Origin of the sequence: Rhizobium sp. LC145 (assembly GCF_001005825.1) — a bacterium.
Classification (GTDB): Bacteria; Pseudomonadota; Alphaproteobacteria; order Rhizobiales; family Rhizobiaceae; genus Neorhizobium.
Genome location: NZ_LBHV01000012.1, coordinates 66,626 through 88,711, shown reverse-complemented (window position 1 = coordinate 88,711; position 22,086 = coordinate 66,626). Strand labels below are relative to the sequence as shown.

The window sequence follows — 22,086 nt, the reverse complement described above, 5'->3', positions numbered from 1 at the left end:
CAATCCCAGGAGAATGGAGCTCCCGTGCAAGCCTTGCCTTGCCAAGGACGGAACGATCGTGAAGGTAGCTGACACCGATCCGAGGCGAGATGGGGATGAATAGGGGCGGTCCGGGCTTGGGTCGCACGGTCAAATTCGCCAAGGACAACCTTCGCTCTGCGGCGAGGCATCATCAAACCTACGCTTGAGAATGTTGGCCATAGCCATGTAGCTGCTGGCATTACCGGATTACCGACGAGGTGGCAGATCGGTGCTTTCGCTACATGGCTTCACATTCGGTGGGAGGAAACTCCCGAGGTTATTTCAACATGATCGATAGCTTGCGTGGCAGCCCAGCGAAGGCCATCGAAAATACTGGCACGTCGCGAAGAGGCCAAACAGGGCACGATCCGTTATTGTATGATCGGCAGTTGTTTCAGGGGATTGGCGAGCGGCACACCGAGCGGCTCGAAATGACGCTCATTGGCCGTCAGAACAGTGAGGCGGTGCGCCGCGGCGGTGGCGGCAATGGCAATGTCCTCAAAGCCGGGGTTGTGAGCTCGCGCCTGGTCGAGGATCAGACCAGCGTGCCTCGCCTCCTCGATGCCGAACGACAGGATCCGCCCCTCATAGAAGTGTTCGACCGTGGCGAGCCAGCGGCGCAAGTTCTGCGCCTTCGTCGTCGCCCCGGTCCTTTCCGCGCGGGCAATGCCGGCCTCAATCTCGGCTATGGTAACGGCCGAAAGGTGGAGGCGGTCGCTATGCGCCCGTATCCACGCCGCGAAGGCCTCGATGCCAACCTGGCGCTTGGTCGGCGCGTCGGCCGACACGATATTTGTGTCCAGAAGATACAAGATCAGAAACCATTTTCGCGCAACGCACGGGCAGGCTTGCGCGACCGTTCGGGAATGTCTGCCGGCTCACCGGGAAAGGCCAGAAGCAGGTCGGCGAAATCCGGCACCCTGGAGACCCGTTGCCATTCGTCGAAGGAAACCAGCACAGCTTCCTTGCGGCCATGACGAGTGATAACGGTGGGCTCTCCGGCCACGGCCTGATCAACCACTGCAGAAAGCTTCGCCTTGGCGTCCTTGAGCTGGATTTCCTTCATGTCGCCTCTCCATATGACTATCAGTAGTCATATATGAGCCCGCTGGCCTGAATCAAGCGACGACCATAATCTCAAAGGGTTCCTTCCGATCGACGGGGGATATCTCATCGCCTGAGGCAGAACCTTGCTTCGGGTGCGGTAGGGCATCGCAGGAACCATCACCGGCCTCAATACAATCGATATCGTAAGCGCGGCAGTCCGTGGCGCGCGGCGCTTGCAACTGAGCCGGGACTGGGCAGGCGCACCGAAGGCATGCGGAGATTTCTACGGTTCAGTCTCGTTAAGCTGCGGTGGAGGCCAGCTGTCCACCACCGTAAGAGGCTACGCCAGTCGGTGCATCGTTACGGCCTATCTGACAAGGAGAGCGGCACGCTGATTGGCCGGCCAAAAATGATCCTCAAAACCATCGAACCAGCGCCGGACTCCTCAAAAGCTCAAGTAGGTTCCGTCGAGCACGGAAGGGCGTAAAGTTTCGAGTTGTCCGAGATATTCACAAGATCGGACCTCGAAAATCGCGGGCTCTCGATGTCAATATGGTTGACCTGCTTGTGTCATTGGAACGCGACAGATATCGAAACAGGAAAATTTCCACTGATCCAAAGCTGGTCGGATGCGTGCTCCATCAAATCCCCTCGTCCTGATCGGGCCTGTCATCCTCCTTCTTTTCGCGGCTACATTCCTCTGGGTCTGGGCCGGGGATCGCCGGCGCCGCCACCTTCTGTTTTTTGCCTTAGCCGCCGTTCTGTTTTGTTTCGGAAGTCTATCGCAGATGCTGGCGATTCCCGAGGGAGCAGGCCCAAACGCCATAGTGTCAGCATTGCTTTACACATCAAGCGTGTTGGTCCTGTGCGACGGTTTGCTAAGACGATCCGGGAAGCAGTTGCGCTGGTCAGAGTATGCCGCCAGCATCCTCCTCATCGTGGGCGGAATCGCCTACTTCTTCTATGTCGATCGCCAGCTCATTACCCGCATCTACCTGCTGAACTTCGGTTTTGGGCTGATTTGCCTCGCAACTTCCTGGCGTTTGCGCAGCCTTCGCCTTGGTCAAACGGCTGAACGTATCCTGTTCTGGATCTTACTATCCTTCTCGCTTCATTTCTTCCCAAGGACCATTTTGACAGTTGGTGTGGCTGCACCGGCCGCGAATGAGTTTGCGTCCTCGTCCTTTTGGCTGGCGCTGCAATTCTCGCTCGCGGTTTTGGGGGCGGCTCTCGCCCTGGCTCTTCTCCTGGTGGCTGCAAGCGATACGATCGAGGATCTGCGCCGCGAGCGGTCCCTGGATCCACTCACCGGTTTGCTGAACCGGCGGGGCTTCGACGAGATCGCAATAGAGCACTTGCATGTTTCGCGAACATGGCCAGTTAGCCTGATCGTGATCGACATTGATCATTTCAAGAAGGTCAACGATTCATTCGGACATCCTGTCGGCGACACTGTTCTCACGACCTTCAGCAGATTGTTGCTTGCGGCAGCAAGGCACGCTGACGTCTGTGGCCGACTGGGAGGCGAAGAATTCCTGCTACTTCTTCCAGATTGCGATGCCATGGGTGCGCGAACCATTGCTGAACGCCTGCGCACCAAAGTTAGGCTGACCTCGTTCAACGATTTGCCGAGGGATTGGCGGGTGACGGTGAGTATAGGAATAGCGGAGGCTCGTCGGGGAGAAGCTCTGTCGGATCTGATCGCTCGAGCAGACGAAGCCTTGTATGAAGCAAAGCGAGCCGGACGAGATCGCGTTCGCCTGTACAGAAAGATGGCCACCAGCGTCTAGGACGCTACCCGGGGAAACTCTCCAACCACAGTACGGACGGTTCGCTTCCCATTCTGGCTAATGTCAACGACTGGCGCACACTCAAGCGGAGCCACATCGCGACCTGACCTTGGATTCTGCCGCTTTGCGGTTCGCTAAAAATGATCAAGGCGGAACTGAACCAGCGGAAACGGCGGTCCTTAAAATTCAGCACCTCTTCCCCCAAACGCGCTGAAAAGGTCGCCTCGCGGTGAATGTTGGTGACTTATCCTCGGCGCCGCCCGAACCCAAACGATGCAGGAGAAAGCAGGAGTTGACCGCACCCATAGATACGAAACATACCTAAAAGGCAGGTCAGAACTTGAAGGAAACTCCAGGTCAGTTCCTCGCGAAAAATCAGCCTGAGCGCTGTTTGGCGCCTGACGGGCGAATAGGGGCCGCGCTCGGGCAGTCAGGATGTGGAAGACAGAGTTTGCCAACAGCAACGCCGATGGTGGAGGAGAATTTGCATGACGGTGGATGGAGAGAAGGCTGCTCGTGAAGTCCTGCTGGTCACAGGAGGGTCGCGCGGGATCGGCGCAGCGATCGTACGCGAAGCGGTGTCATTGGGTTATGACGTATGCTTCAGTTTCCTGCATGATCGAAAGGCAGCGGAAGAGCTCGTCTCATCGCTCTTGGTCAAAGACAATCGGGTACTTGCGTTCCAAGGCGATGTCGCGAATCCAGATTTCGGGGAAGCCTTTTTTCGCGAGGCGGAAATACAGCTTGGCCGACCGACTGCTGTCGTGAACAATGCCGGCATCACGGGAAAAATCGGCCACTTTGTAGACCTACCCTTCGAGATACTTCGGCAGACACTGGATGTGAATGTCGTCGGGACAATGCTTCTGTCTCAGGTGGCAGTCAGGCGTTGGCAAGCAGCAGGCTCCAAAGGCAGAATCGTTAATATCTCGTCGGTCGCCAGTACTATTGGGGCTCCTTCGGAATACGTCCATTATGCGGCCAGCAAAGCTGCCGTCGAAGCGTTCACCGTTGGCCTAGCGAAGGAGATCGCCGCAACTGGCATAAGGATCAATGCAGTGGCTCCCGGAACGACATTCACCGATATTCACGCCACCGGCGGAGACCCCGATCGTCCCCACCGTGTTGCTTCAAAGATACCGCTTGGTCGCTCTGCTGAGCCAGAGGAGATAGCGCGATGCGTTCTGTGGCTCCTGTCCCCGCACGCCTCCTACGTGACCGCAGCGGTGTTGCGAGCTGGCGGTGGACTTTGAAGGGCCATGGATCGGGAGCGAGCGGACAGCGGACCGTTCACGAGCTCGCGAGTATCGATAGCAATACTGGAGAAGCAATCGGTATCAGTCTGAGCATCGGCTCACCCCTCGGATCACTCGCGATCGCAGGAGCCGAAGGTAGAACGCCATAGTCACTGGAACGATTGATGCTAGAACAGCAACGCTTAGCGCGAATGCGCGCGCGAGCCGATCGCGAAGGACCGGGTACGAAGCAATCCGTCCTGTTAGACAAGGTTGAGTTCGTGGATCAGCGTTCAGCCTATAACCATATCAGCGAAGCACGAGGCGATCATCTTGTTTGCGCCTAGGGCTGTTGCCCACTTCGTAATCTCTGGTTCTTCACTCTTGTCAGCAACGCCACCCCAGACGTCCTTAAAGACGGGGAGACCCGACGAAGAGTCAAAGAAAAAGTAGCCTGGGTCTGCCACCGGGACATCGGCGTACACAACCGTCCAGGTTCCGGCCTGCATAAATTTCATGACGCTGATCTTCGATGGCTTAACGTTCTGTCTGAGGCTCTTGGCAACAAGCTTGGAGTAGTCTGCTTTGCGCTGCGCACTGAGGTTGGTGTCGACGCCTTTGCAGGGGTCAGCCGCCAATGCGGCATGGTGCGGGAGTAGGAGGACAGCAGTTAGACCGAATACGAGAAGCTGCCTTAAAAAGATGGCCATCTTGTTTTCCTCGCTCCATAACCTCTCGCAGGTAACCACAGAGGGCGTTCACCTGCAAGCTGCGCGGGAAGCCATCGCCGTTCTATATCGGAAGATGCTGTTGGATATAGGCGATATCCTCGCGGATGAGGATGTTGCCAGCCGCGGTGATCAATGTGGTAAATGGGCCGTCGTCCTGCCGAAAGATGGCGATGACTTGCTCGAAATTGACCACGATATTTACACCGTCCGATCGTGTGACTTTGAGCCATAAAGCCTGATTGTTCATCGGCACCTTCCACACAACTGCGCGGCACGCGCGAACCTTAAGGAACTGCGCGCTCAACGTCGCGCTGTTGGACGTAAACGCTCGCCATCTTCTGGCTGTCGGATTCGTACATGATCAGTGCCAGGCCTCCACATATGAAGACGATCATCAAGCCGACAATCGGCAGGAACGATTCATTGCTCTCGTGGTGGTGGTGTCGTGCTCTCGTTCGCATCAGAGTCCTCCCAGTTCTCGACTTGGGAAAACATGGATTGGTGGTAGTGGTTCCATTTTGGCTGTAGAAGCCGGACCGCCGCTACGGGTTAAACACTCCCTATATGGCGCAAGCCGGTAGAACATTCACATCGCAAAATGCGAATACCTCACAGGTCGGTAGAATGATTTTGCGTAAATTTCGGCTTTCGGCGCGGACCAGCGCATACTGCGATAAGAAATAAGCGTACGTCTCCGCCTGATGAAGGCCGCTCTCGAGGTTTTGTTGGCGTCGTCCGTCCCTATGGTGCAGACGCAGCCAATGTTCGATCTCTGGTAGATGCCGCGAGCCAGCCGCGGACATATCCCGGGCCAGTATCGGTCATGCATGCGGGACGTTGCATGTCGCCTGAAACCTCACGGCTCCTCGGTGGCAACTGGAAGATCCGGGAAGCAGGAACAGCTCATCCAGGAGAACGCAGAAGGCCCGCCAGATGACGCAAGGGCGAAAGGGACAAACGCGGGCTGGTTGACTTCACACGATCAGCCACGCCGCTTTGCCTCGCTTTCGGTCTTCCTCGTTGTAATATGACGCAGCCTGGGTGACCGATTTGTGCTGCGACTGCTGCATAGCTTCCTGCAGCGGGATGCCGCGATTGGCGGCTTCGGTTAGATAGCCGGAGCGCAGACCATGCGCGGAAAACTTCGCCGGATCGAGCCCGGCTTTCGCGCAACGGGATTTCAGGATCAGGTTGATCGATTGCGGGGTGAGGGGGCGGTGATCGACATTGCCCCATTGGTCGATCGGCCGGAACACGGGCCCGCTGGTGATCTTCGCCGCCGCCAGCCATTGTTTCAGCGCCGTGACCGGGCGGCCGATGATCAGCGACTGCGCGTCGTCGTCGGCCACGGTCGTCTTGGTACGGCCGAGCCGGATCACAAGGCAGGGCAGGGCAGAGGAAGCCGCGTCCTGCGGATCGGCTCGCACCGGTTCCTCGTCGACGAGATCCTCGACCCGCAGATTGGCGAGTTCCGAGCGGCGGCGGCCGCCGGAGGCGAAGGCGGTCAGCAGGATGGCGCGATCGCGGACCTCGGCCAGACCGGAACCAGCGCAGCTGGCCAGCAGCCTCGCCAGCACATCGCCGGTGACCGCCGCCTTGCTCTTGCGCTGCCGCGGCCGGCCGGTGGCCCGCACCGCCAGCCGAAGCGCGCTTTTCAGGGACGGCTCGGAAAAGAATCCGCCCAAGCCGCGCCAGCGGGTGAGGATCGACCAGGAGGTGAGGCGGCGCCGCACTGTGGAGGGCGCATGCGGCCCGGCGGCCTTCAACAGGCCTTGCGATCGCAGGCTGCTCTCGACCTCGGGCGGCATGCCATGCGTCGGGTCGTCTTGCCGCTTGACCGGATCCCACAGATGATGAGCCACGAACTTTAGGAGCAGCGATACCGGCGCCGGCCAGGGGAGGGGGCTGCCGGTCGCCAACCGGCACCAGGCCTGCAGATAGGCGAGGTCGGAGGTCAGCGCCCGCAGTGTATTGGCGCCCATGCCCTCATTGACAAGATGGCGCAGCGTCTCGATGTCCTGGTCGGTGAGGAGCTCGGCTAGTTCGTCCCGCCGCTCGATCGGCAGGACCGCGGCGAAGGTGTCGAGTTCCTGGGCGCGGCGATCGACGACACTCATTTCGGCGGGCCGTGCTCGTCGTAAAGATCGTCGTGTGCGGAGGTGGTGCCGGCCGGTACGCTGACCCGGCCCTCGGCCGCGAGTTTCAGGAACTCCTCCATCGTTCCTGCTTTTTTTGCGATAAAGGTCAAGGTTGCTATCGGCCTCTCATCGCCACAGATGATGATTTGGTCGCCGCGAGCTGCGAACTCGATCAACTCCTCAAGCCGCTCCGCCGCCTCGGCTATCTCTACTAAAATCCTCATTTGCAGCGCCCTTCACCAGACACGCTCATGGAGGACCGCATCGAACACCACATCCGTCGAGATGAAGGTGCAATGCTCGAGCCGCGCTTGGGCTGCCAGAATCCGATCCCACGGATCCCGGTGCTCCCAATCAAACGCGGCGGCCAGTTCGGCATGCAGATCGCTGATGGCGAGTGTCTGCAGCCCGCTGGCCGTCACAGCGGCCCGCAATTCCTGCGGCTTCAGGTCGAGCTTCTTCAGCCGCATCTTGTTATCCAGCTCGTAGAAGGACACGGCGCTGACCAGAATGGTGTTCGCCTTATCCTCGATCAGTGATCGGGCGGTCGCCGAAAGCCGATCGCTGCCGATCGTCCACCAGTAAACGGCGTGGCTGTCGAGCAGCAGCTTCATGCCTGGGGCTCGCGGCCTGCCGGCGCGCCCCGCCAGACGCCGGCATCGTCGTTCCAGTCGCCGGCGTCAATGGCGGCCTGCTCGGCGTCGACCGCATCGAACAGGTCGTCGGGTAGGCCGCGCTGCCGCAGCAGGCCGAAAGGACGTTTGCCGCCGGGGTCGGCCGGGCCGATGCGGGCATAGACCTCGTTGCCGCGCATGATGACAATTTCTTCGCCCTGGTGAGCCCGTTCGAGCACCTGCGCGAAATTCCTGCGCGCCTCGCTGATCTTGTAGCTAGTCTGCGGCATGATCGCCTCCGCTGTTGCCGTTGCGGCGAGAGTATCAGGCGGTTAGCTCTGGTACAACACATATGTACGCATCACTATCGATACATGGTTCCTATCGGTAGTGATGCGTGACGCAACCAGTCTGCGTAGTGAAGCCGAGAGGCCCAGAAGAGCGGTTGCCCTGAGGCATGTGCCGGACGAGATAATCGAGATTGCATGCACGCAATGCGAATTTCGGCAGGATCTGTCGAAAGCGGAGGTTCTCAAGACGTCCTCACCCGACGTGCTGCTCGAAATCCTTGTCAGGAACGCAACAAAGGACTGCGAGCATCGACGCGTTCAGTCACCATAAAATGCGCTTCCCTTAAGAATTCGGGAGCAACAGCCAAAATTAGAGTGAGGTAGCCGGCCGCATGGGAACTATCCTAATTGCAGGTTGTTCGGGGGGCTTCTTTCAACGAAAGGATTCCCCCATGTTTCTGAGAGTGGATAAACTGCAGGTGGATCTACCTGCTCCCGCCAGGGCTGACCCCAATGCGGCCGCTGCACTTCAAGAACTCCTTGGCGGCAAATACGGGGAGATGTCGACGCTCGGCAACTATATGTTCCAGAGCTTCAATTTTAGATCCAAAGAAAAATTGCGGCCTTTCTACAGCCTTGTCGCGAGCATAACCGCCGAAGAACTGGGCCACGTCGAGTTGGTCAGCAACGGCGTTGCAATGCTGGCAAACGGCCCAGACGTGCCTGACGGGGATGCCGGCGACGGCGGCGACATCTCCACCGCCCCTTTCGAGGACATGACAGACATACGTCTCGCCGCCAGCTTCCTCTCCGGTGGTGGTGGTGCCATGCCGATCAACAGCAATGGAGCCTCGTGGAACAACGACTTCATTACCACTACCGGCAACGTCATTCTCGACCTGCTTCATAACTTCCATCTGGAATGTGGCGCCCGGCTTCACAAACTCAGGGTCTACGAAACACTGTCGGATCCGACCGGCCGCGAGGTCTGCGGCTATTTGCTGGTGCGGGGATCTGTCCATGCCCATTCGTATGCGCTCGCGCTGAAGAAGATAACCGGAGTAGAAATTGAGAAGTTTCTGCCCGTCCCCAACATTCCGCTCGCCAATATCCCGGAATCACAAAAGTACCTCGAGGAGGGATCGCACCGGCGCCTTTATACCTTCAGCCCCAATGACTACAAAGAAATGGCGGGTATCTGGGCCAATGGTGAAGTGGCTCTGCCGGATGATCCACCTGGCGAATTAGAGGTCGTGGACGGCATGCCGGAAGGCGGCAAAATCCATCAGCTTGTTGGCGTTCCATCGGCCTTTACACCAGACTATGCTCCCGAGGAGATGTTCGAGATCGCAGAGAAACTCTACAAAGCGTCGCGATGAACAAGCTTGGCTGGCAAGCGTTAAGCAGCACCCGCGTCCAGCTTCTCCGACAGAGATCAAATGGCGCTTGGCGAAGCGTATGAGCGGCTGATAACGCTGCTCATATGCGGTGACACTCAATTACCTCCTGCACCCGGCATCCTGCCGGCACTGATCGTTGTTGGAGGCGATCGCCGGGCCGGCCGTGGCATCCTGCGAGGCGAGCCGCGCCGCCTGAGCGTCGGAAAAGCGCACGATCTGATAACTGGAGCCGTCAGCCGCATTACCGCTCTGGCAAGCCGCTGTCACGCATGAAGACAAGGCAACGATCGCGATCCGAAAGCTTGCGGAAATTCGCATTGTTCTTCTCCACGTTCTCGATGCGATTGAGTGCGTTCTTGGCCGCCTCGGTTCGCTTCTGCCGGCCGTAGAAATAGGCGGGAGCGGCTCCCCCCGGCTATGTCGGGCCTCTTGGATCGCACCAGTTTGCGATCGTGTAGCAGCTGCGAGGTTGATGGCCGCCGGTCCTATGAGGGGTTACTATCCCTGGCACTCTTTTCATTCATAACCTGTGGCAAGGAGCTTCACGGCAGTTTCGTCGTTCTCGTGAGCCGCGCTGGCATCTCCCAACCCGCACCGCGCGGTCATAGGGCCGGCGGTAGTGGCATGTCGCCGGCCCTATGCTTCCAATTCAATCTAGATCGCTTGTGCAATATGCTGCCGCCGCAATGCTGATAAACCGCCTGCGGCACAGAGACCCGGAAGGATTTCACTGCACGACTGGCCTCTCGGCTGCCCTGCCCACCAGGAGTCCTCGGCCGATGACGTCGGATCGCTCGCTGAAGCAGCAACGATCTCGCAAAGGCATGTGGATTTGCTGGCTCGTGCGTCCAGGTTTGCACGCAGTTTTGAGCCGAAATCGACATCTAATCTGATTCCCGAGGTGACTGGCTGACGAGTCCCGCTTGCTGATGGAATCGGGTAACTGGCGCTGGGGAAATATGGACTGCCCTATGCTTAGTAAGCTAGTATCCTTTGGGAACATAGTAGGGATCCTCCTTGCTTCCGTTGGCCGGAGCTGCTGGCTGGCCGGCTACCCAGAACGCAAGTTCCCATCTTGGTTCGCACACTGCCTGACCTCGAGCTACGGCTTTGCTAAATGAAGGCCGATCGCGCCTGTGCCTATGGTCAAAAGCTGGCCCGTAATCTTGCAATTGGCTATCGTGGGATTTGAAGACCAGCAGTGTTCTGGGAGCGAGGGTGGGTAACCTCAGAGTTTGCCTCCGCGAGCGGCTGCCGCCACGAAGGCCGATGTGAAGAGCAGATGGATAACCAGAAATAGCTTGGCAATGTCCCGCGCTTCACCGCTGACGACGCCCCAAATGTCGTTTGCCGCGACGGCGCCGAAGCCGACGATGTTCGCGAGCATGACGACGCGGAGCGTGGAGGGTTCGGCATTTCTCGAGAGCCAGTTCAGCACGGCGATGCCGAGGAACGGTCCGCCGAGAAGTCGTAGCAGCGCCAGCAATTCGGGTGCAGCATCCGTCGGCACGGCATCGCGGCCAAACTGTATCGGAAAGAACATCAGTGCAAGGCCGACAAGGCCAAGGTAAGCCGCGGATAGAGTAAGCGTCAGGTTGATCATGGTGCCTCCCGACCGGACAGGACGAGCCTAGTGGATTTGGCAGGGCTCGAATACCATTGGTGGAATTTTCGTGCCTGTGGTTCCAAAATCAGTCCGATCCAGCAGTACGCAGTTATTGCTTTCGTCTGGGGCACACCTCGTATGGAGCCTCCGGCAGTGGAATTACTCCGCCGAACGCAAAACGCTTTTCGCTAAGGTAAGTAGCGTAAAACGTGGCCGCAGGTGACCGGGCATCGGAGAACAATTTCCTGCTTTCCAAAACTTGTGTCCTGGGGGAAGTGACCGATACGGTATCCCACGAAAGGCACATCCCCCGAGATCTTGTCATCTCTCCTACGAGGTTGCGAGAATTCGGATGTTTCCGCTGCGCTCGAGCACGTCGACAACCACATTTTGGCCAGAGCGCCTTATCGCCACATCCGCGACTTCGCCGCCCACAAGCAGATGTCGCAAGGTGATTTCGTCCACGAATGCGGGAAGTTGCGGCTCGTTGAAGCTGATCTGCAGCGCCTGCGGGTCAAATTCCAATCCCAGACAGGCCTGTATCAGCGACAGGGGAGCTGCGGCAGCCCACGCCTGTGGCGAGCAAGCCACCGGATAAAAGGTCGGCCCTCGCGCTCGCTGGCGCGGCATGCCGCAGAAGAGCTCAGGAAGACGGCGCAGGTCGATGTAGGTCGAAGCTGTGAACAGGCCTTCGAAAATCCGTGCTGCGTCGCCACGAAAACCGTATCTGGCAAGACCACTGGCGATCAGGGCATTGTCATGGGGCCAGATTGATCCATTGTGATAGCTCATCGGATTGTAGCGTGCTTCGGTGGACGGAATGGTGCGAATTCCCCACCCGCAGAAGGACGAGCCCGTCATGAGCGTGCGTGCCACCACTCCGGCTCGTTCCGGATAGGCTATGCCGGTGAACAAAGCATGGCCGGCATTTGAAGAGCGGACGCGACATGGCCGCTTGTCTCCGTCGAGAGCGAGCACATAAGTGCCGATTTCCCCGTCAAAAAAACTGGTGTCGAATTTTTGACGGAAACTCTCGGCTTGGGCAAAAAGGCTGGCGGCGCGTTCTGTCTGGTCGAGCCGGCGGAATGTCTCCGCGGCCGCTTGCCAGGCGCCGTAGACATAGGCTTGAACCTCTGCGATCGCGATCGGACCTTTTGCCAAAGTGCCGTCAGCATGGAAGACGGAGTCCTGACTGTCCTTCCAGCCCTGATTCAACAGACCTTCCTCTGTCAGCCGGCCGTATTCGACGAAGCCATCGCCGTCGCGATCGCCATATTCTTCAATCCACACAAGTGCGGCCTCTATGTGCGGCAGGAGCCTGGCTATGGTCGCCAGGTCATCGGTTCGCCGCAGGTACGCTCCCGCCAGCATCACAAAGAGCGGTGTGGAGTCGATACTGCCGTAGTAGCGCCGAAACGGTACCTCACCGAGTTCGGCCATCTCGCCGCAACGGAGCTCGTGGAGAATTTTTCCCGGTTCCGCGTCCGAAGAAGGATCGAGCTCGGTTGCTTGGTTCGCCGCCAGATAGCCCAGAACACCGCGTGCGATCGCTGGATCGAGCCAGAGTGTTTCCATTGCTGTGATCAGCGCGTCGCGGCCGAAGACCGTGCTGAACCACGGAACACCTGCGTAAGGGTAGGGACCTTCCGGCGTATCGGTCATCAGCATGTACAGGTCCGAGACGCTGCGTCGCGCAACCTCGTTGAAGATCTCGTTCGAGGTGACGATCGAGGCTGCGCGCGAGGAGGAAGCTCGTAGTGCGCGGCGAGCATCCCGCAGGGCGAAAAAGAAAGAACGATAGCTCGGCTTGCTGCTGCCGGCTGGATCACACGCAATCTCCATGAAAAGCGATCGCGTTTCGTGCGGCGCGAGCTGCAGATCATAGATCACGTGGCCACTGCCAAGTTCGTCAGGCAATGGATCGAACGAGAGCCTTGTCGATCGTCTCATACGGTCGAGGCCGACATAGGCAAGGTCGATATGCCCGCGACCGATGACGGCGGGCAGGTGCTGCCCCTTCCTTGTTCTTTTGGTGCCCCTGACCTCAAAAAGGTCATCGAAGTCGGCTGCGAAGGAAATCTCGAGCCTGACATGCCGAGGCTGCTCGTCATAGTTCTTCACAGTCAACCGCTCGTGGCATGCGCCGTTCCACAGAAAACGTGAGCGACGCAAATGGATGAGATCATGGCTGAGAATCAGCTTCCCGTTCTCGTCGAAGAGGTCGGGGTTGGTAAGATCACAGGTGAGCATCGCGTTATCGTCGCGCAATGTCGACGACAGCAGCATCGGCCGCTTGCCATTGATGGTCAGGTAGAGATGAGAGAGATATCGCGTGTCGCGGTGGAAGATGCCCTCGGGGCTCCCCGGTCCAGAGAGCACGTCGGCATTGTGGTCAAAAACTGCGAAGGTATCACCGTGCTTCAAGGTTCTTGGCCGCCGCTCCTGGAGCGATGCCGTGGCCGGAATGAAAAACTGCGCAACCGCCGCGCCTTGTGCGGCGGCAGCCGGCGCGAGCGGGCCGTTGTAGAATACGGTAGACATGATCTGTTACCTCTTCTTATGCGACGACCTGTAGGTCCACGGCATGGCCGCTCGAACGGCGCAGCCGCGCCGCCCTAGTCCGAGTGCCTGGTAGTTGCCGGTAGATGTCCAAGTAGTCGCTTGCCATCCGCTCGGCAGTGAAGCGACGTTCAAATGTTGCGCGCACCTTTCGGCGGTCAAGCCGCAGCGCCCATTCGACATTCTCCGACGCTTCGATAATGCTGTCGACGAGAATACCCGATTGTCCGTTGTCGATCACCTCTGGCACCGAGCCGCAGCGGAAGGCGATGACAGGTGTGCCGCAAGCCATGGCCTCAATCATGACCAGTCCAAACGGTTCTGGCCAATCTATCGGAAACAGAAGGGCGCCTGCATTGCCAAGAAAGCTCGCTTTTTGATGCTCATTGATCTCGCCAACGAATTCGACATTCGGGTAACTTTTGACCATGGGCTCGATTACCGTCTCCCAATAGGCCTTGTCCGCATTGTCGACCTTAGCGGCGATCTTCAAGGGCATTCCGGCACGTGAAGCGATCTCGATGGCGCGATCCGGTCGCTTTTCTGGAGAAATGCGGCCGAGGAAGGCAAGGTAGTGTCCTTCCGGTTTTTCGGTAAAGGAAAGAACGTCGTCGGGAAGCCCGTGATAGACCGTGCCTCTCCAATTCACCGGCGGCATCGGCCGGCGTTGATCGTTGGAGATGGATACAACGGGTATGTCCGGGAAGGTCTGATAGAAAGGATGCAGGTCCGGCAGGTCGAGGCGGCCGTGCAATGTCGTTACTGTGCGATCGGCAAACTCGCGAATGAGCGGGAAGTGCAGGAGATCGATGTGGAAATGCAGGACATCGAATTCATGCGCCCGCCTGCGGATCTCCTCCAATAGCACGACATGATGCGGCAGATGATCTTTGACGGCCGGGTTCAACCTCAGGGCAACGTCCGAACAGCGTACCAGTTTGGCATTGGTGACCGAATCCCCGCTAGCGAAAAGGGTCACATCGTGGCCTTGGGCGACGAGTTCTTCAGTAAGATATGAAACGATGCGCTCGGTGCCACCATAGAGTTTGGGCGGTACGCGTTCTGCAAGTGGAGCAATCTGGGCGATCTTCATCGGCAAAACCTCCTCGAATGAGCAAAGCGTCGTCGGCAAAAATCAGGCCGCATCCTCAGCGAGGCATACGGCAGATCGGATGATTTCTAGAGCTTGATGATTGTCTGTAATGCCTTCCCTTCCGGTGGAAGCCGCTAAGGCGGCGCACCTGCCGCTGCAACCTGTCTTGGCATCCGAAAAGCGGCAGGTTCTGCGTTGGCGTGGATTGTCCGTCGCCGTCCAGCGCCTTCAGAGCGGCAAGCACCTCGTCATAGGAGGCGATCCGGCCGCTGCCAGGATGGCGTCGCCAGGCTGGCATCGATTCGACCGCGCAACTGTCCGAGGCCCAGGAGGCAAGAATGGCTCGCTTCTCATCGTTGGTGATGTTGTCGGCCATCAGCACGTCATGCGGATGTTCGAGATCTTGCGAATGCACGATGTGCGCAGTGCCGATCGCTTCGGTTTTATTCGTCGTGATATTTTGTTCGGTTTCCTCTCTCATCGTTTGGCTCCGGTGTTCGTCTGCCGGCGGGTGTCACCAGACCCGCCGGCGTCACATTCAATGCGATTTTTCGAACAGGCCGCGCGCGGCCGCCACCAACGTCTCGAGATGATCGGGATCGCGAACACCCTGTCGGTAGAGTTCGACTGTAATTGCTGCGATGCGTTCGGCCTCTTCGCAGTCTTTGGCGATATTGATTTTCGTTCTGATACTGTCGAATACGCGCTGACAAATCTGCAGATCGCGGCTCTCGAAGGGAGCTGACGATCTTTCCGCTACCGTCTGTCTCACGTCGACCTCCTTGGAGAAGGGGCCCGTCTTTTAAAAGAGACGGGCCGGATCGGTCACTTAGAAGTCCATTCCGCCGGTCGGAGGAAGCGCCTGTGCGGCGTCCTTCTTCGGCTTTTCGGCGATCATGGCTTCTGTGGTCACCAGAAGGCCGGCAACCGAAGCGGCGTCCTGAAGGGCGGCGCGGACGACCTTGACGGGGTCGATGACCCCCATCGCGTATAGGTCGCCATATTCGCTCGTCTGGGCGTTCCAGCCATAGGAGAAATCGGCTTTCTCACGAAGCTTGCCAACGATGATCGAACCTTCCGCGCCGGCATTTTCGGCAATCTGGCGGACTGGAGCCTCGATTGCGCGGCGGACGATGTCGATGCCGACACGCTGGTCTTCGTTCGGCGCCTGAAGATTTTCGAGGGCTTTGATCGCCCGAAGCAGGGCGACGCCACCGCCAGGCAGAATACCTTCTTCGACGGCAGCGCGCGTGGCATGCAGCGCATCGTCGACACGGTCCTTGCGCTCCTTCACCTCGACTTCCGTTGAACCACCGACGCGGATCACGGCAACGCCACCAGCGAGCTTGGCAAGACGCTCCTGCAGCTTTTCGCGGTCGTAGTCGGAGGTGGTCTCCTCGATCTGGGCACGGATCTGGGCCGTGCGGCCGTCGATCTCGGCTTTCGAACCGGCACCATCGATGATCGTGGTGTTCTCCTTCTCGATCGTGACCTTCTTGGAACGGCCAAGCATGTTGAGGGTGACGTTTTCGAGCTTGATGCCGAGGTCCTCGGAGATGACCGTGCCGCCCGTCAGGATGGCGATGTCTTCGAGCATGGCCTTGCGGCGGTCGCCGAAGCCGGGAGCCTTGACGGCGGCAACCTTGAGGCCGCCGCGCAGCTTGTTGACGACCAGGGTGGCGAGAGCCTCGCCTTCGACGTCTTCAGCGATGATGAGGAGCGGCTTGCCCGATTGCACGACAGCTTCCAGAACCGGCAGCATGGACTGGAGGTTGGAGAGCTTCTTCTCGTGAATCAGGATGTAGGGATCTTCGAGTTCGACCCGCATCTTGTCCTGGTTGGTGACGAAATACGGGCTGAGATAGCCGCGGTCGAACTGCATGCCTTCGACGACTTCGAGTTCGGTCTCGGCGGTCTTGGCTTCTTCGACGGTGATGACGCCTTCGTTGCCGACCTTCTGCATGGCTTCGGCGAGATAGCGCCCGATCTCAGTGTCGCCGTTGGCGGAAATGGTGCCGACCTGGGCGATTTCGGAATTGTTGGAGATCTTGCGGGCGTTGGCCTTCAGTTCCTTGACGACGGCGTCGACGGCAAGATCTATGCCGCGCTTCAGGTCCATCGGGTTCATGCCGGAGGCAATGGCCTTGGCGCCTTCCTTGACGATGGCCTGGGCGAGAACCGTCGCAGTCGTGGTGCCGTCACCGGCGACGTCGCTGGTCTTCGAAGCGACTTCGCGGACCATCTGGGCGCCCATGTTCTCGAACTTGTCTTCCAGTTCGATTTCCTTGGCGACCGATACGCCGTCCTTGGTGATGCGCGGAGCGCCGAAGGACTTGTCGATCACGACGTTGCGACCCTTAGGGCCAAGCGTGACCTTCACCGCATTGGCCAGTACATCGACCCCACGCAGCATACGTTCACGGGCATCGGTGCGGAATTTGACTTCTTTCGCAGCCATTTTTTCACTCCTTCAATAGGCAGCTTACTTTGACTGGTGGACGGAGCCTCAGGCGGCTTGTTTCTGCTCAGTCTGGGCTTCGATGACACCCATGACATCGCTTTCCTTCATGATCAGCATGTCCTCACCATCGATCTTGATCTCGGTGCCGGACCATTTGCCGAACAGAATTCGATCGCCGACCTTCACATCCAGCGCGACGACCTGGCCCTGGTCGTTGCGCGCGCCCGGGCCGATGGCAATCACCTCGCCTTGATGCGGCTTCTCTTTTGCGGTGTCGGGAATGATGATGCCGCCTTTGGTCTTCTCCTCAGATTCGAGGCGGCGGACGAGAATACGGTCATGAAGCGGTCGGAACGCCATGTCTTCCTCCTGGACAAACATTGATGATCACGCTCCCTGCCGGACCGGATGACCAGTCCGGGCGGGCGCCGATCCTCTTCTTCAAAGCAATCGGCGCGATCGATTTGGTTTTGCTGAATTTCGGTTTCAAGAGGTTGGATAAGAAAAATTAGCACTCGCCTGGCGCGGCTGCTAATGCTCTGGAAAGGAACAAGAAACTTGTTTCATGCGTTCCGTACCCGTTAGTTGCTGTGAAGTTTTGAGCAGCAATTTCCAACTGTCACGAAGCGGAGATGAAGCATGCGTTTTTCATCTGACCTGGGTCGTCAGCTCGACGGATATGGGCTGACCACCGCACATATCCTCTATCGCATTCCAGATTTCGAATCCGTCCTGCAGACCTATGTCTGGCAGGATTACGATCTCGCGCCCGACTTTCCCGAGATGCGGAGGTTTCTTGACTTTTGGCAGGAGAACCTCGACGGACCGCTACATTCCGTCCGCTATACCCACCAGCGTCTCATTGGCCCCAGCGAATGGCGCCGCGTCGATGGCGAGTTCAAGCTGCAATGAGACCTGAAGCGGGTTCTAAGCGAGCCACTGGAGGGGAGAGGCAGGCCAGCACCATGCCGCTGCCTCGGACGCGACTGTCTGCGCTGATGTCTAGCCTCTTTCCGAGACTTAGTGGCGTCGACATGGCCAATGTTTTGATCATCGGCACGACAAGTTTCCTGCGACAGCCCTGAAAGGTCGTAGCCCTGCGCGTTGGAAACTCAGGAAGAGCGCCAAGCCAAATTTTCCTCCGTCCCCTGCATCCGAAAAGTCTTTTGCAGGGGCTCGGCAATTTGATCGTCAAGAATTTCGCGCGAGTTTGGCGAGGGTCGATTTCATAGGCACTGAAAATGAAACGTACTTTATCGTGGCATCAGGCCGATAGAACGCACCTACCTGCAGTCCGTCCTTCATCCAATGATCCCATTCGAACTCTTCATCATCTTGTTCGGTATGGAACGGTACCGCTAGTTTGCGCAGCGCATCATCGCGATTGTGGATTGGTCCATCGGTGAAAGGGATAGGACCGGTGTAGGCGCGCCGCTTCGCTGCGGGTCTGTCATAGGCGAAAATACCCGACAAGATCGCCTTTCCTCCGTCTTTCGGCGGTCCATAGGCGTCGGTATAATTGGTGTGGAACTCGAATGTGAGTTCGATGCCGAAGGCGCTCAGCTCATAACCGGCGGTTCCATAGCCTCGCTGGGTTTTCCCTGGCATTTTGCCGACATCAAAACCGAGGGATGCAAGCAGGCCAGACAAACCGTCATGTTGTTCGGAATGCCCTAGATAGGGGAAAAAATCGCTCACATTCATATCAGCAGCTCCTGACAGCACTTTCTTTGGACCGGATCACAGATCGCTTCAGGGCAAGGCCTGGAATGAGTAATTGCGTAGGTGGGCTCCAGGACTAATGCGCGTTATTGAGGACATCTGAGAGAGATACGCACAGTAGTGCGAATTCGCTTGGCGCGCGCTCGGCGATGATACGCGGTAAGCGCGTGTCAGCCGTGACGAACCTTGATCCAGATTTTTGCGCTGCCAGTAGATAGGCGCAGTCATAAGCGGGGTGTGAAAGCGCAATGGAAAGCGCTGTCGTTTCCTCCAACAGTCCACTCATCGAAAGGAAATCGATGCCGGCGCGTTCGAGCAGCCTTGCGGCAAGCACCGCTTCGTCGCGCGAAAGCTCGCCACGCTGAACTTTCTTCCAGAGAATGTTGGCGCATTCTGGAATGATAAGTTCCGGGGCAACAAACCGGAAACGCGATCGCAAGCTGACGGCGTCATCGGTTCCTTCCTCCTCCACCACCCACTTGATGGCGATGCTGGCGTCAAGGACGAGCGTTTCCATCAGCGCTCGTCTCGGCCTTCTCGTAGCAGGGCCTCAGAGGGTGTCTGCTTACGGGATGCTGTCAGCTTCCGTAACTCCGCGGCAAGATCGTCGAAATCGGATCCGTCCTCGTTCGCCAGGGCTTGGCGCAGGATCTCGCGATGCTCTGCTTCTGCCGATCGCCCATGCCGGGCTGCCCGGATCTTAAGTCTTGAAATAAGTTCGTCGTCCAAATTACGGACGTGCAGGTTTCCGGGCATCGATTTGCCTCCGGTGATCTCATTGAGAGCAATGATAGCAAATCGGGCGAGATATTGCAAGAATGTCGCCCTTGCACTGCACCCGTTCCTTGTTGCCTCAGACAATCAACGGTCGGGATGGAAGTTGAGCGTCACCAAGTCGAACGCCCAGGGGTTAGATGGGTTTGGCCGGTGTGGATCGTCAGCCACGTGTTCATCGCAGTGCGGCTTAAAATAGATGAGAAAAGCTTTTCTCATCTTGACAACTGGTTTGCGCAAAGGTTTTCTCAATCAAAATTGAACGGGAGGACAAGCTGAGCATTCAACGCACCAGAATGGGACGGACAACAATCCATGATGTCGCTCGCGCAGCAGGCGTTAGTGTCTCCACCGTCTCCAAGGCGCTGAACGATAATGGCCGCATGGCGGTCGAGACACGCGCCCGGATCAAGCAGGTGGCGGAGGATATCGGGTTTCGCCCGAATGCGCTTGCTCGCGGCTTGCTCTTCAATCGTTCTTTCACGATCGGCCTTTTGACGAACGATACCTACGGCCGTTTCACCCTGCCCGTAATGGCTGGCGTGTCCGAGGCATTGGTGGACAAAGGCGTCTCGGTCTTTCTGTGTGCGATCGAAGACGACCCGGCTCTCGGCAAGATCCATGTCGATGCGATGCTGGACAAACAGGTGGATGGCATCATCGCCACCGGCAAGCGCATCGATCGTTCACTTCCTGTCGACCTGTCCGGGCTTCCCGTCCCGGTCGTCTACGCTTTCACCGAAGGCGCGCCGGACAGTGTCACCTTGACTTCGGACGATGCACAAGGGGCGGGGATTGCGACCGATTGGCTGCTTGGCCTCGGTCGCCAGCGGCTGGTGCATGTCACCGGCCCCCAGGACTTCGCCTCGGTGCGTGAGCGCGCCATGGCTTTCCGCATGCATGCCGGCGCTGAAGCCGAGGTGCTTTGCGGTGTCTGGGCGGAGCGTTGGGGGCATGAGGCCGTGGCCCAGCTCTGGGGAAGGGTTGGGGAAAAGCCGGATGGCATCTTCTGTGGCAACGACCAGATCGCACGCGGCGTGATCGATGCATTGCGTGAGCGTGGCGTGCGGGTGCCGGAGGATGTCTCGGTCATCGGCTTCGACAACTGGGAGATCATGGCCGATCAGGCGCGTCCGCCGCTGACTTCGGTCGATATGAACCTGAAGGAACTCGGCAGGGAGGCGGGACGCACCGTGCTGGCGCTCGCGGAGGGGAAAATCATCGAACCGGGCCTGCGCAAGCTGCCGTGCCGGCTGGCCGTGCGGCAATCCTGCGGAGGTGGGAGCGCCTGATTTGAGGTGAGGAGACGGGAGCGTCGTGGACGCCCCGAAATGAGGAGGAAATCATGCTCAAGAAACTGTTGTCTGTGACATGCCTGTTTTCTGTCGCAATGTGGTCCACCGCTTCGGCGGAAACGATTTCCATGTGGGTGCGCTCCGGCATCGGGGATTCCTTCAAGGAAGTGGTCAAGGCTTACAATGCCAAGGGTGGCGATACAGTCGAACTGACCGAAGTGCCCTTCGCCGAACTGGTTCAGAAGTATGCGACCGCCATTGCCGGCGGCCAGGCGCCTGACGCGCTCTCCCTCGACTTGATCTATACGCCGGCCTTTGCCGCGGCCGACCAGCTCGAGGATATGACCGACTGGGCGAAGTCGCTCCCCTATTTCAATTCGCTTGCGCCGGCCCATGTGAAGCTTGGCACCTACGATGACAGGATCTATGGCCTGCCCCTATCGGTGGAGACATCGATCTTCGCCTGGAACAAGGAACTCTACAGGAAAGCCGGGCTCGATCCGGAAAAGGCGCCGGCGACCTGGGAGGAGATCACCGCCAATGCGGAAAAGATCCGCGCGCTTGGCGGTGACACATATGGCTTCTATTTCTCCGGCGGCGGTTGCGGCGGCTGCATGATCTTCACCTTCACGCCGCTCGTCTGGGGGGCAGGTGCCGACATCCTGTCGGAAGACGGCAAGACGGCGACACTCGATACGCCTGAGATGCGCAAGGCGGTCGATTTCTATCGAAATCTCGTCGCCAAGGACACGGTTCCGGCGGGTTCGGCAAGCGACAACGGCGTCAACTTCCTGTCGATCACCAATGGCAAGATCGGCCAGCAGAGCCTTGGTGCCTTTGCCATCGGTACGCTGGTCACGCAGCACCCCGAAATCGATTTCGGCGTGACGCTGATCCCGGGGGTGGACGGCAATCCGTCCTCCTTCGCCGGCGGCGATAATTTCGTCGTGACCAAGGGGACCGCGCGGCTCGACAACGTGAAGTCCTTCCTGGAGTACATCTATTCCGTCGAGGGGCAGAAGATCATGGCCAAGTTCGGCAGTCTGCCGACGCGTTCGGATATCGCCGAGGAGGTGCTTGCCGGCCTCGATCCCCGGCTTGGCGTTGCCATGAAAGCGGTTTCGGTCGCCAAAACGCCCTATACGTTGCAGTTCAACGACCTCATCAATTCGGCGAACGGTCCGTGGGCCACCTTCATCAACGCCGCGATCTACGGCGACGATGTCGATGGCGCGTTCGCGAATGCCCAGTCGGAAATGCAGTCGATCATTGACACAGCGCAATAAGCGCCGACGCGGGGCGGGTCTCTC

General features: G+C 58.5%; 27 protein-coding genes. 7 read left to right on the top strand and 20 right to left on the bottom strand.

Going from position 1 to position 22,086, the window contains the following annotated elements:
• Window positions 1–392: 392 nt before the first annotated feature.
• Window positions 393–833, bottom strand: coding sequence for a PIN domain-containing protein (locus YH62_RS25190; protein WP_046797060.1), 441 nt, complete (start codon window positions 831–833; stop codon window positions 393–395).
• A 2-nt stretch (window positions 834–835) separates the two neighbouring features.
• Entirely contained in the window at window positions 836–1,087 is a 252-nt protein-coding gene (locus tag YH62_RS25185; RefSeq protein ID WP_046797059.1) for a type II toxin-antitoxin system Phd/YefM family antitoxin, read from the bottom strand.
• 769 nt (window positions 1,088–1,856) lie between these two features.
• Here YH62_RS25185 and YH62_RS25180 point away from each other — a divergent pair.
• A complete protein-coding gene (locus YH62_RS25180; RefSeq protein WP_245282190.1) occupies window positions 1,857–2,858 on the top strand; it encodes a GGDEF domain-containing protein in 1,002 nt (333 codons plus the stop codon).
• Window positions 2,859–3,346: 488 nt separating this feature from the next.
• Window positions 3,347–4,111: an SDR family oxidoreductase gene (locus YH62_RS25175; protein WP_046797057.1), complete on the top strand. Its 765-nt coding sequence runs from the start codon at window positions 3,347–3,349 to the stop codon at window positions 4,109–4,111.
• A 275-nt stretch (window positions 4,112–4,386) separates the two neighbouring features.
• Here YH62_RS25175 and YH62_RS25170 read toward each other — a convergent pair whose 3' ends face one another.
• The 7 genes from YH62_RS25170 to YH62_RS25145 all read right to left on the bottom strand — a co-directional run bounded on the left by YH62_RS25170 (window position 4,387) and on the right by YH62_RS25145 (window position 7,866).
• Window positions 4,387–4,803 (bottom strand): hypothetical protein, encoded by a 417-nt coding sequence (locus YH62_RS25170; RefSeq protein WP_046797056.1) that lies wholly within the window; start codon window positions 4,801–4,803, stop codon window positions 4,387–4,389.
• 82 nt (window positions 4,804–4,885) lie between these two features.
• Complete coding sequence (locus tag YH62_RS25165) at window positions 4,886–5,071, bottom strand: hypothetical protein (RefSeq protein ID WP_046797055.1); 186 nt, start codon at window positions 5,069–5,071, stop codon at window positions 4,886–4,888.
• A 37-nt stretch (window positions 5,072–5,108) separates the two neighbouring features.
• The gene (locus YH62_RS30330) at window positions 5,109–5,285 is read right to left on the bottom strand and encodes a hypothetical protein (protein WP_156177003.1); all 177 of its coding nucleotides are present in this window, start codon (window positions 5,283–5,285) and stop codon (window positions 5,109–5,111) included.
• A 513-nt stretch (window positions 5,286–5,798) separates the two neighbouring features.
• Window positions 5,799–6,941 (bottom strand): site-specific integrase, encoded by a 1,143-nt coding sequence (locus YH62_RS25160; protein ID WP_046797054.1) that lies wholly within the window; start codon window positions 6,939–6,941, stop codon window positions 5,799–5,801.
• Window positions 6,938–7,138: a prevent-host-death family protein gene (locus tag YH62_RS25155; RefSeq protein ID WP_245282189.1), complete on the bottom strand. Its 201-nt coding sequence runs from the start codon at window positions 7,136–7,138 to the stop codon at window positions 6,938–6,940. The genes YH62_RS25160 and YH62_RS25155 overlap by 4 nt, the downstream gene beginning before the upstream one ends.
• 60 nt (window positions 7,139–7,198) lie before the next feature.
• Window positions 7,199–7,576 (bottom strand): type II toxin-antitoxin system VapC family toxin, encoded by a 378-nt coding sequence (locus YH62_RS25150; protein WP_046797052.1) that lies wholly within the window; start codon window positions 7,574–7,576, stop codon window positions 7,199–7,201.
• On the bottom strand, window positions 7,573–7,866 hold the full coding sequence (locus YH62_RS25145) for a type II toxin-antitoxin system prevent-host-death family antitoxin (protein WP_046797051.1): 294 nt from the start codon (window positions 7,864–7,866) through the stop codon (window positions 7,573–7,575). The genes YH62_RS25150 and YH62_RS25145 overlap by 4 nt, the downstream gene beginning before the upstream one ends.
• A gap of 452 nt (window positions 7,867–8,318) precedes the next feature.
• Here YH62_RS25145 and YH62_RS25140 point away from each other — a divergent pair, with 452 nt between their 5' ends.
• Window positions 8,319–9,245 (top strand): manganese catalase family protein, encoded by a 927-nt coding sequence (locus YH62_RS25140; RefSeq protein WP_046797050.1) that lies wholly within the window; start codon window positions 8,319–8,321, stop codon window positions 9,243–9,245.
• Between the two features lie 120 nt (window positions 9,246–9,365).
• On the opposite strand, the gene YH62_RS30325 is transcribed toward YH62_RS25140, so the two are convergent.
• The 8 genes from YH62_RS30325 to groES form a co-directional block, all read right to left on the bottom strand.
• Window positions 9,366–9,584, bottom strand: coding sequence for a hypothetical protein (locus YH62_RS30325; protein ID WP_046797049.1), 219 nt, complete (start codon window positions 9,582–9,584; stop codon window positions 9,366–9,368).
• Window positions 9,585–10,494: 910 nt separating this feature from the next.
• Entirely contained in the window at window positions 10,495–10,869 is a 375-nt protein-coding gene (locus YH62_RS25130) for a hypothetical protein (protein WP_046797048.1), read from the bottom strand.
• Window positions 10,870–11,202: 333 nt separating this feature from the next.
• Window positions 11,203–13,413, bottom strand: coding sequence for an amylo-alpha-1,6-glucosidase (locus tag YH62_RS25125; RefSeq protein WP_046797047.1), 2,211 nt, complete (start codon window positions 13,411–13,413; stop codon window positions 11,203–11,205).
• Window positions 13,414–13,429: 16 nt separating this feature from the next.
• Window positions 13,430–14,524, bottom strand: a complete 1,095-nt coding sequence (locus tag YH62_RS25120; RefSeq protein ID WP_046797046.1) for a glycosyltransferase family 4 protein — start codon at window positions 14,522–14,524, stop codon at window positions 13,430–13,432.
• 55 nt (window positions 14,525–14,579) lie between these two features.
• Window positions 14,580–15,005, bottom strand: coding sequence for a hypothetical protein (locus YH62_RS25115; protein ID WP_046797045.1), 426 nt, complete (start codon window positions 15,003–15,005; stop codon window positions 14,580–14,582).
• Between the two features lie 57 nt (window positions 15,006–15,062).
• The gene (locus YH62_RS29725; protein WP_082118507.1) at window positions 15,063–15,296 is read right to left on the bottom strand and encodes a hypothetical protein; all 234 of its coding nucleotides are present in this window, start codon (window positions 15,294–15,296) and stop codon (window positions 15,063–15,065) included.
• Window positions 15,297–15,353: 57 nt separating this feature from the next.
• The gene (gene groL / locus YH62_RS25105; RefSeq protein ID WP_046797043.1) at window positions 15,354–16,982 is read right to left on the bottom strand and encodes a chaperonin GroEL; all 1,629 of its coding nucleotides are present in this window, start codon (window positions 16,980–16,982) and stop codon (window positions 15,354–15,356) included.
• Between the two features lie 48 nt (window positions 16,983–17,030).
• Window positions 17,031–17,345, bottom strand: a complete 315-nt coding sequence (groES, locus tag YH62_RS25100) for a co-chaperone GroES (RefSeq protein ID WP_046797108.1) — start codon at window positions 17,343–17,345, stop codon at window positions 17,031–17,033.
• A gap of 23 nt (window positions 17,346–17,368) precedes the next feature.
• On the opposite strand from groES, the gene YH62_RS31070 reads away from it, so the two are divergent.
• Complete coding sequence (locus tag YH62_RS31070) at window positions 17,369–17,497, top strand: hypothetical protein (RefSeq protein WP_280950081.1); 129 nt, start codon at window positions 17,369–17,371, stop codon at window positions 17,495–17,497.
• Window positions 17,498–17,624: 127 nt separating this feature from the next.
• Window positions 17,625–17,897 (top strand): usg protein, encoded by a 273-nt coding sequence (locus YH62_RS25095; RefSeq protein WP_046797042.1) that lies wholly within the window; start codon window positions 17,625–17,627, stop codon window positions 17,895–17,897.
• 279 nt (window positions 17,898–18,176) lie between these two features.
• On the opposite strand, the gene YH62_RS25090 is transcribed toward YH62_RS25095, so the two are convergent.
• From YH62_RS25090 to YH62_RS25080, 3 genes are all read right to left on the bottom strand, one after another.
• On the bottom strand, window positions 18,177–18,689 hold the full coding sequence (locus YH62_RS25090; protein ID WP_046797041.1) for a hypothetical protein: 513 nt from the start codon (window positions 18,687–18,689) through the stop codon (window positions 18,177–18,179).
• Between the two features lie 94 nt (window positions 18,690–18,783).
• Window positions 18,784–19,224: a type II toxin-antitoxin system VapC family toxin gene (locus YH62_RS25085; protein WP_046797040.1), complete on the bottom strand. Its 441-nt coding sequence runs from the start codon at window positions 19,222–19,224 to the stop codon at window positions 18,784–18,786.
• A complete protein-coding gene (locus YH62_RS25080) occupies window positions 19,224–19,463 on the bottom strand; it encodes a hypothetical protein (protein WP_046797039.1) in 240 nt (79 codons plus the stop codon). Before YH62_RS25080 ends, YH62_RS25085 begins: the two co-directional genes overlap by 1 nt.
• A 314-nt stretch (window positions 19,464–19,777) precedes the next feature.
• Here YH62_RS25080 and YH62_RS25075 point away from each other — a divergent pair, with 314 nt between their 5' ends.
• Window positions 19,778–20,773: a LacI family DNA-binding transcriptional regulator gene (locus YH62_RS25075; protein WP_245282187.1), complete on the top strand. Its 996-nt coding sequence runs from the start codon at window positions 19,778–19,780 to the stop codon at window positions 20,771–20,773.
• A 53-nt stretch (window positions 20,774–20,826) separates the two neighbouring features.
• Window positions 20,827–22,062 carry a sugar ABC transporter substrate-binding protein gene (locus tag YH62_RS25070; protein ID WP_046797037.1) on the top strand — a complete coding sequence of 412 codons (1,236 nt, stop codon included), beginning with the start codon at window positions 20,827–20,829 and terminating at the stop codon, window positions 22,060–22,062.
• Window positions 22,063–22,086 lie beyond the last annotated feature (24 nt).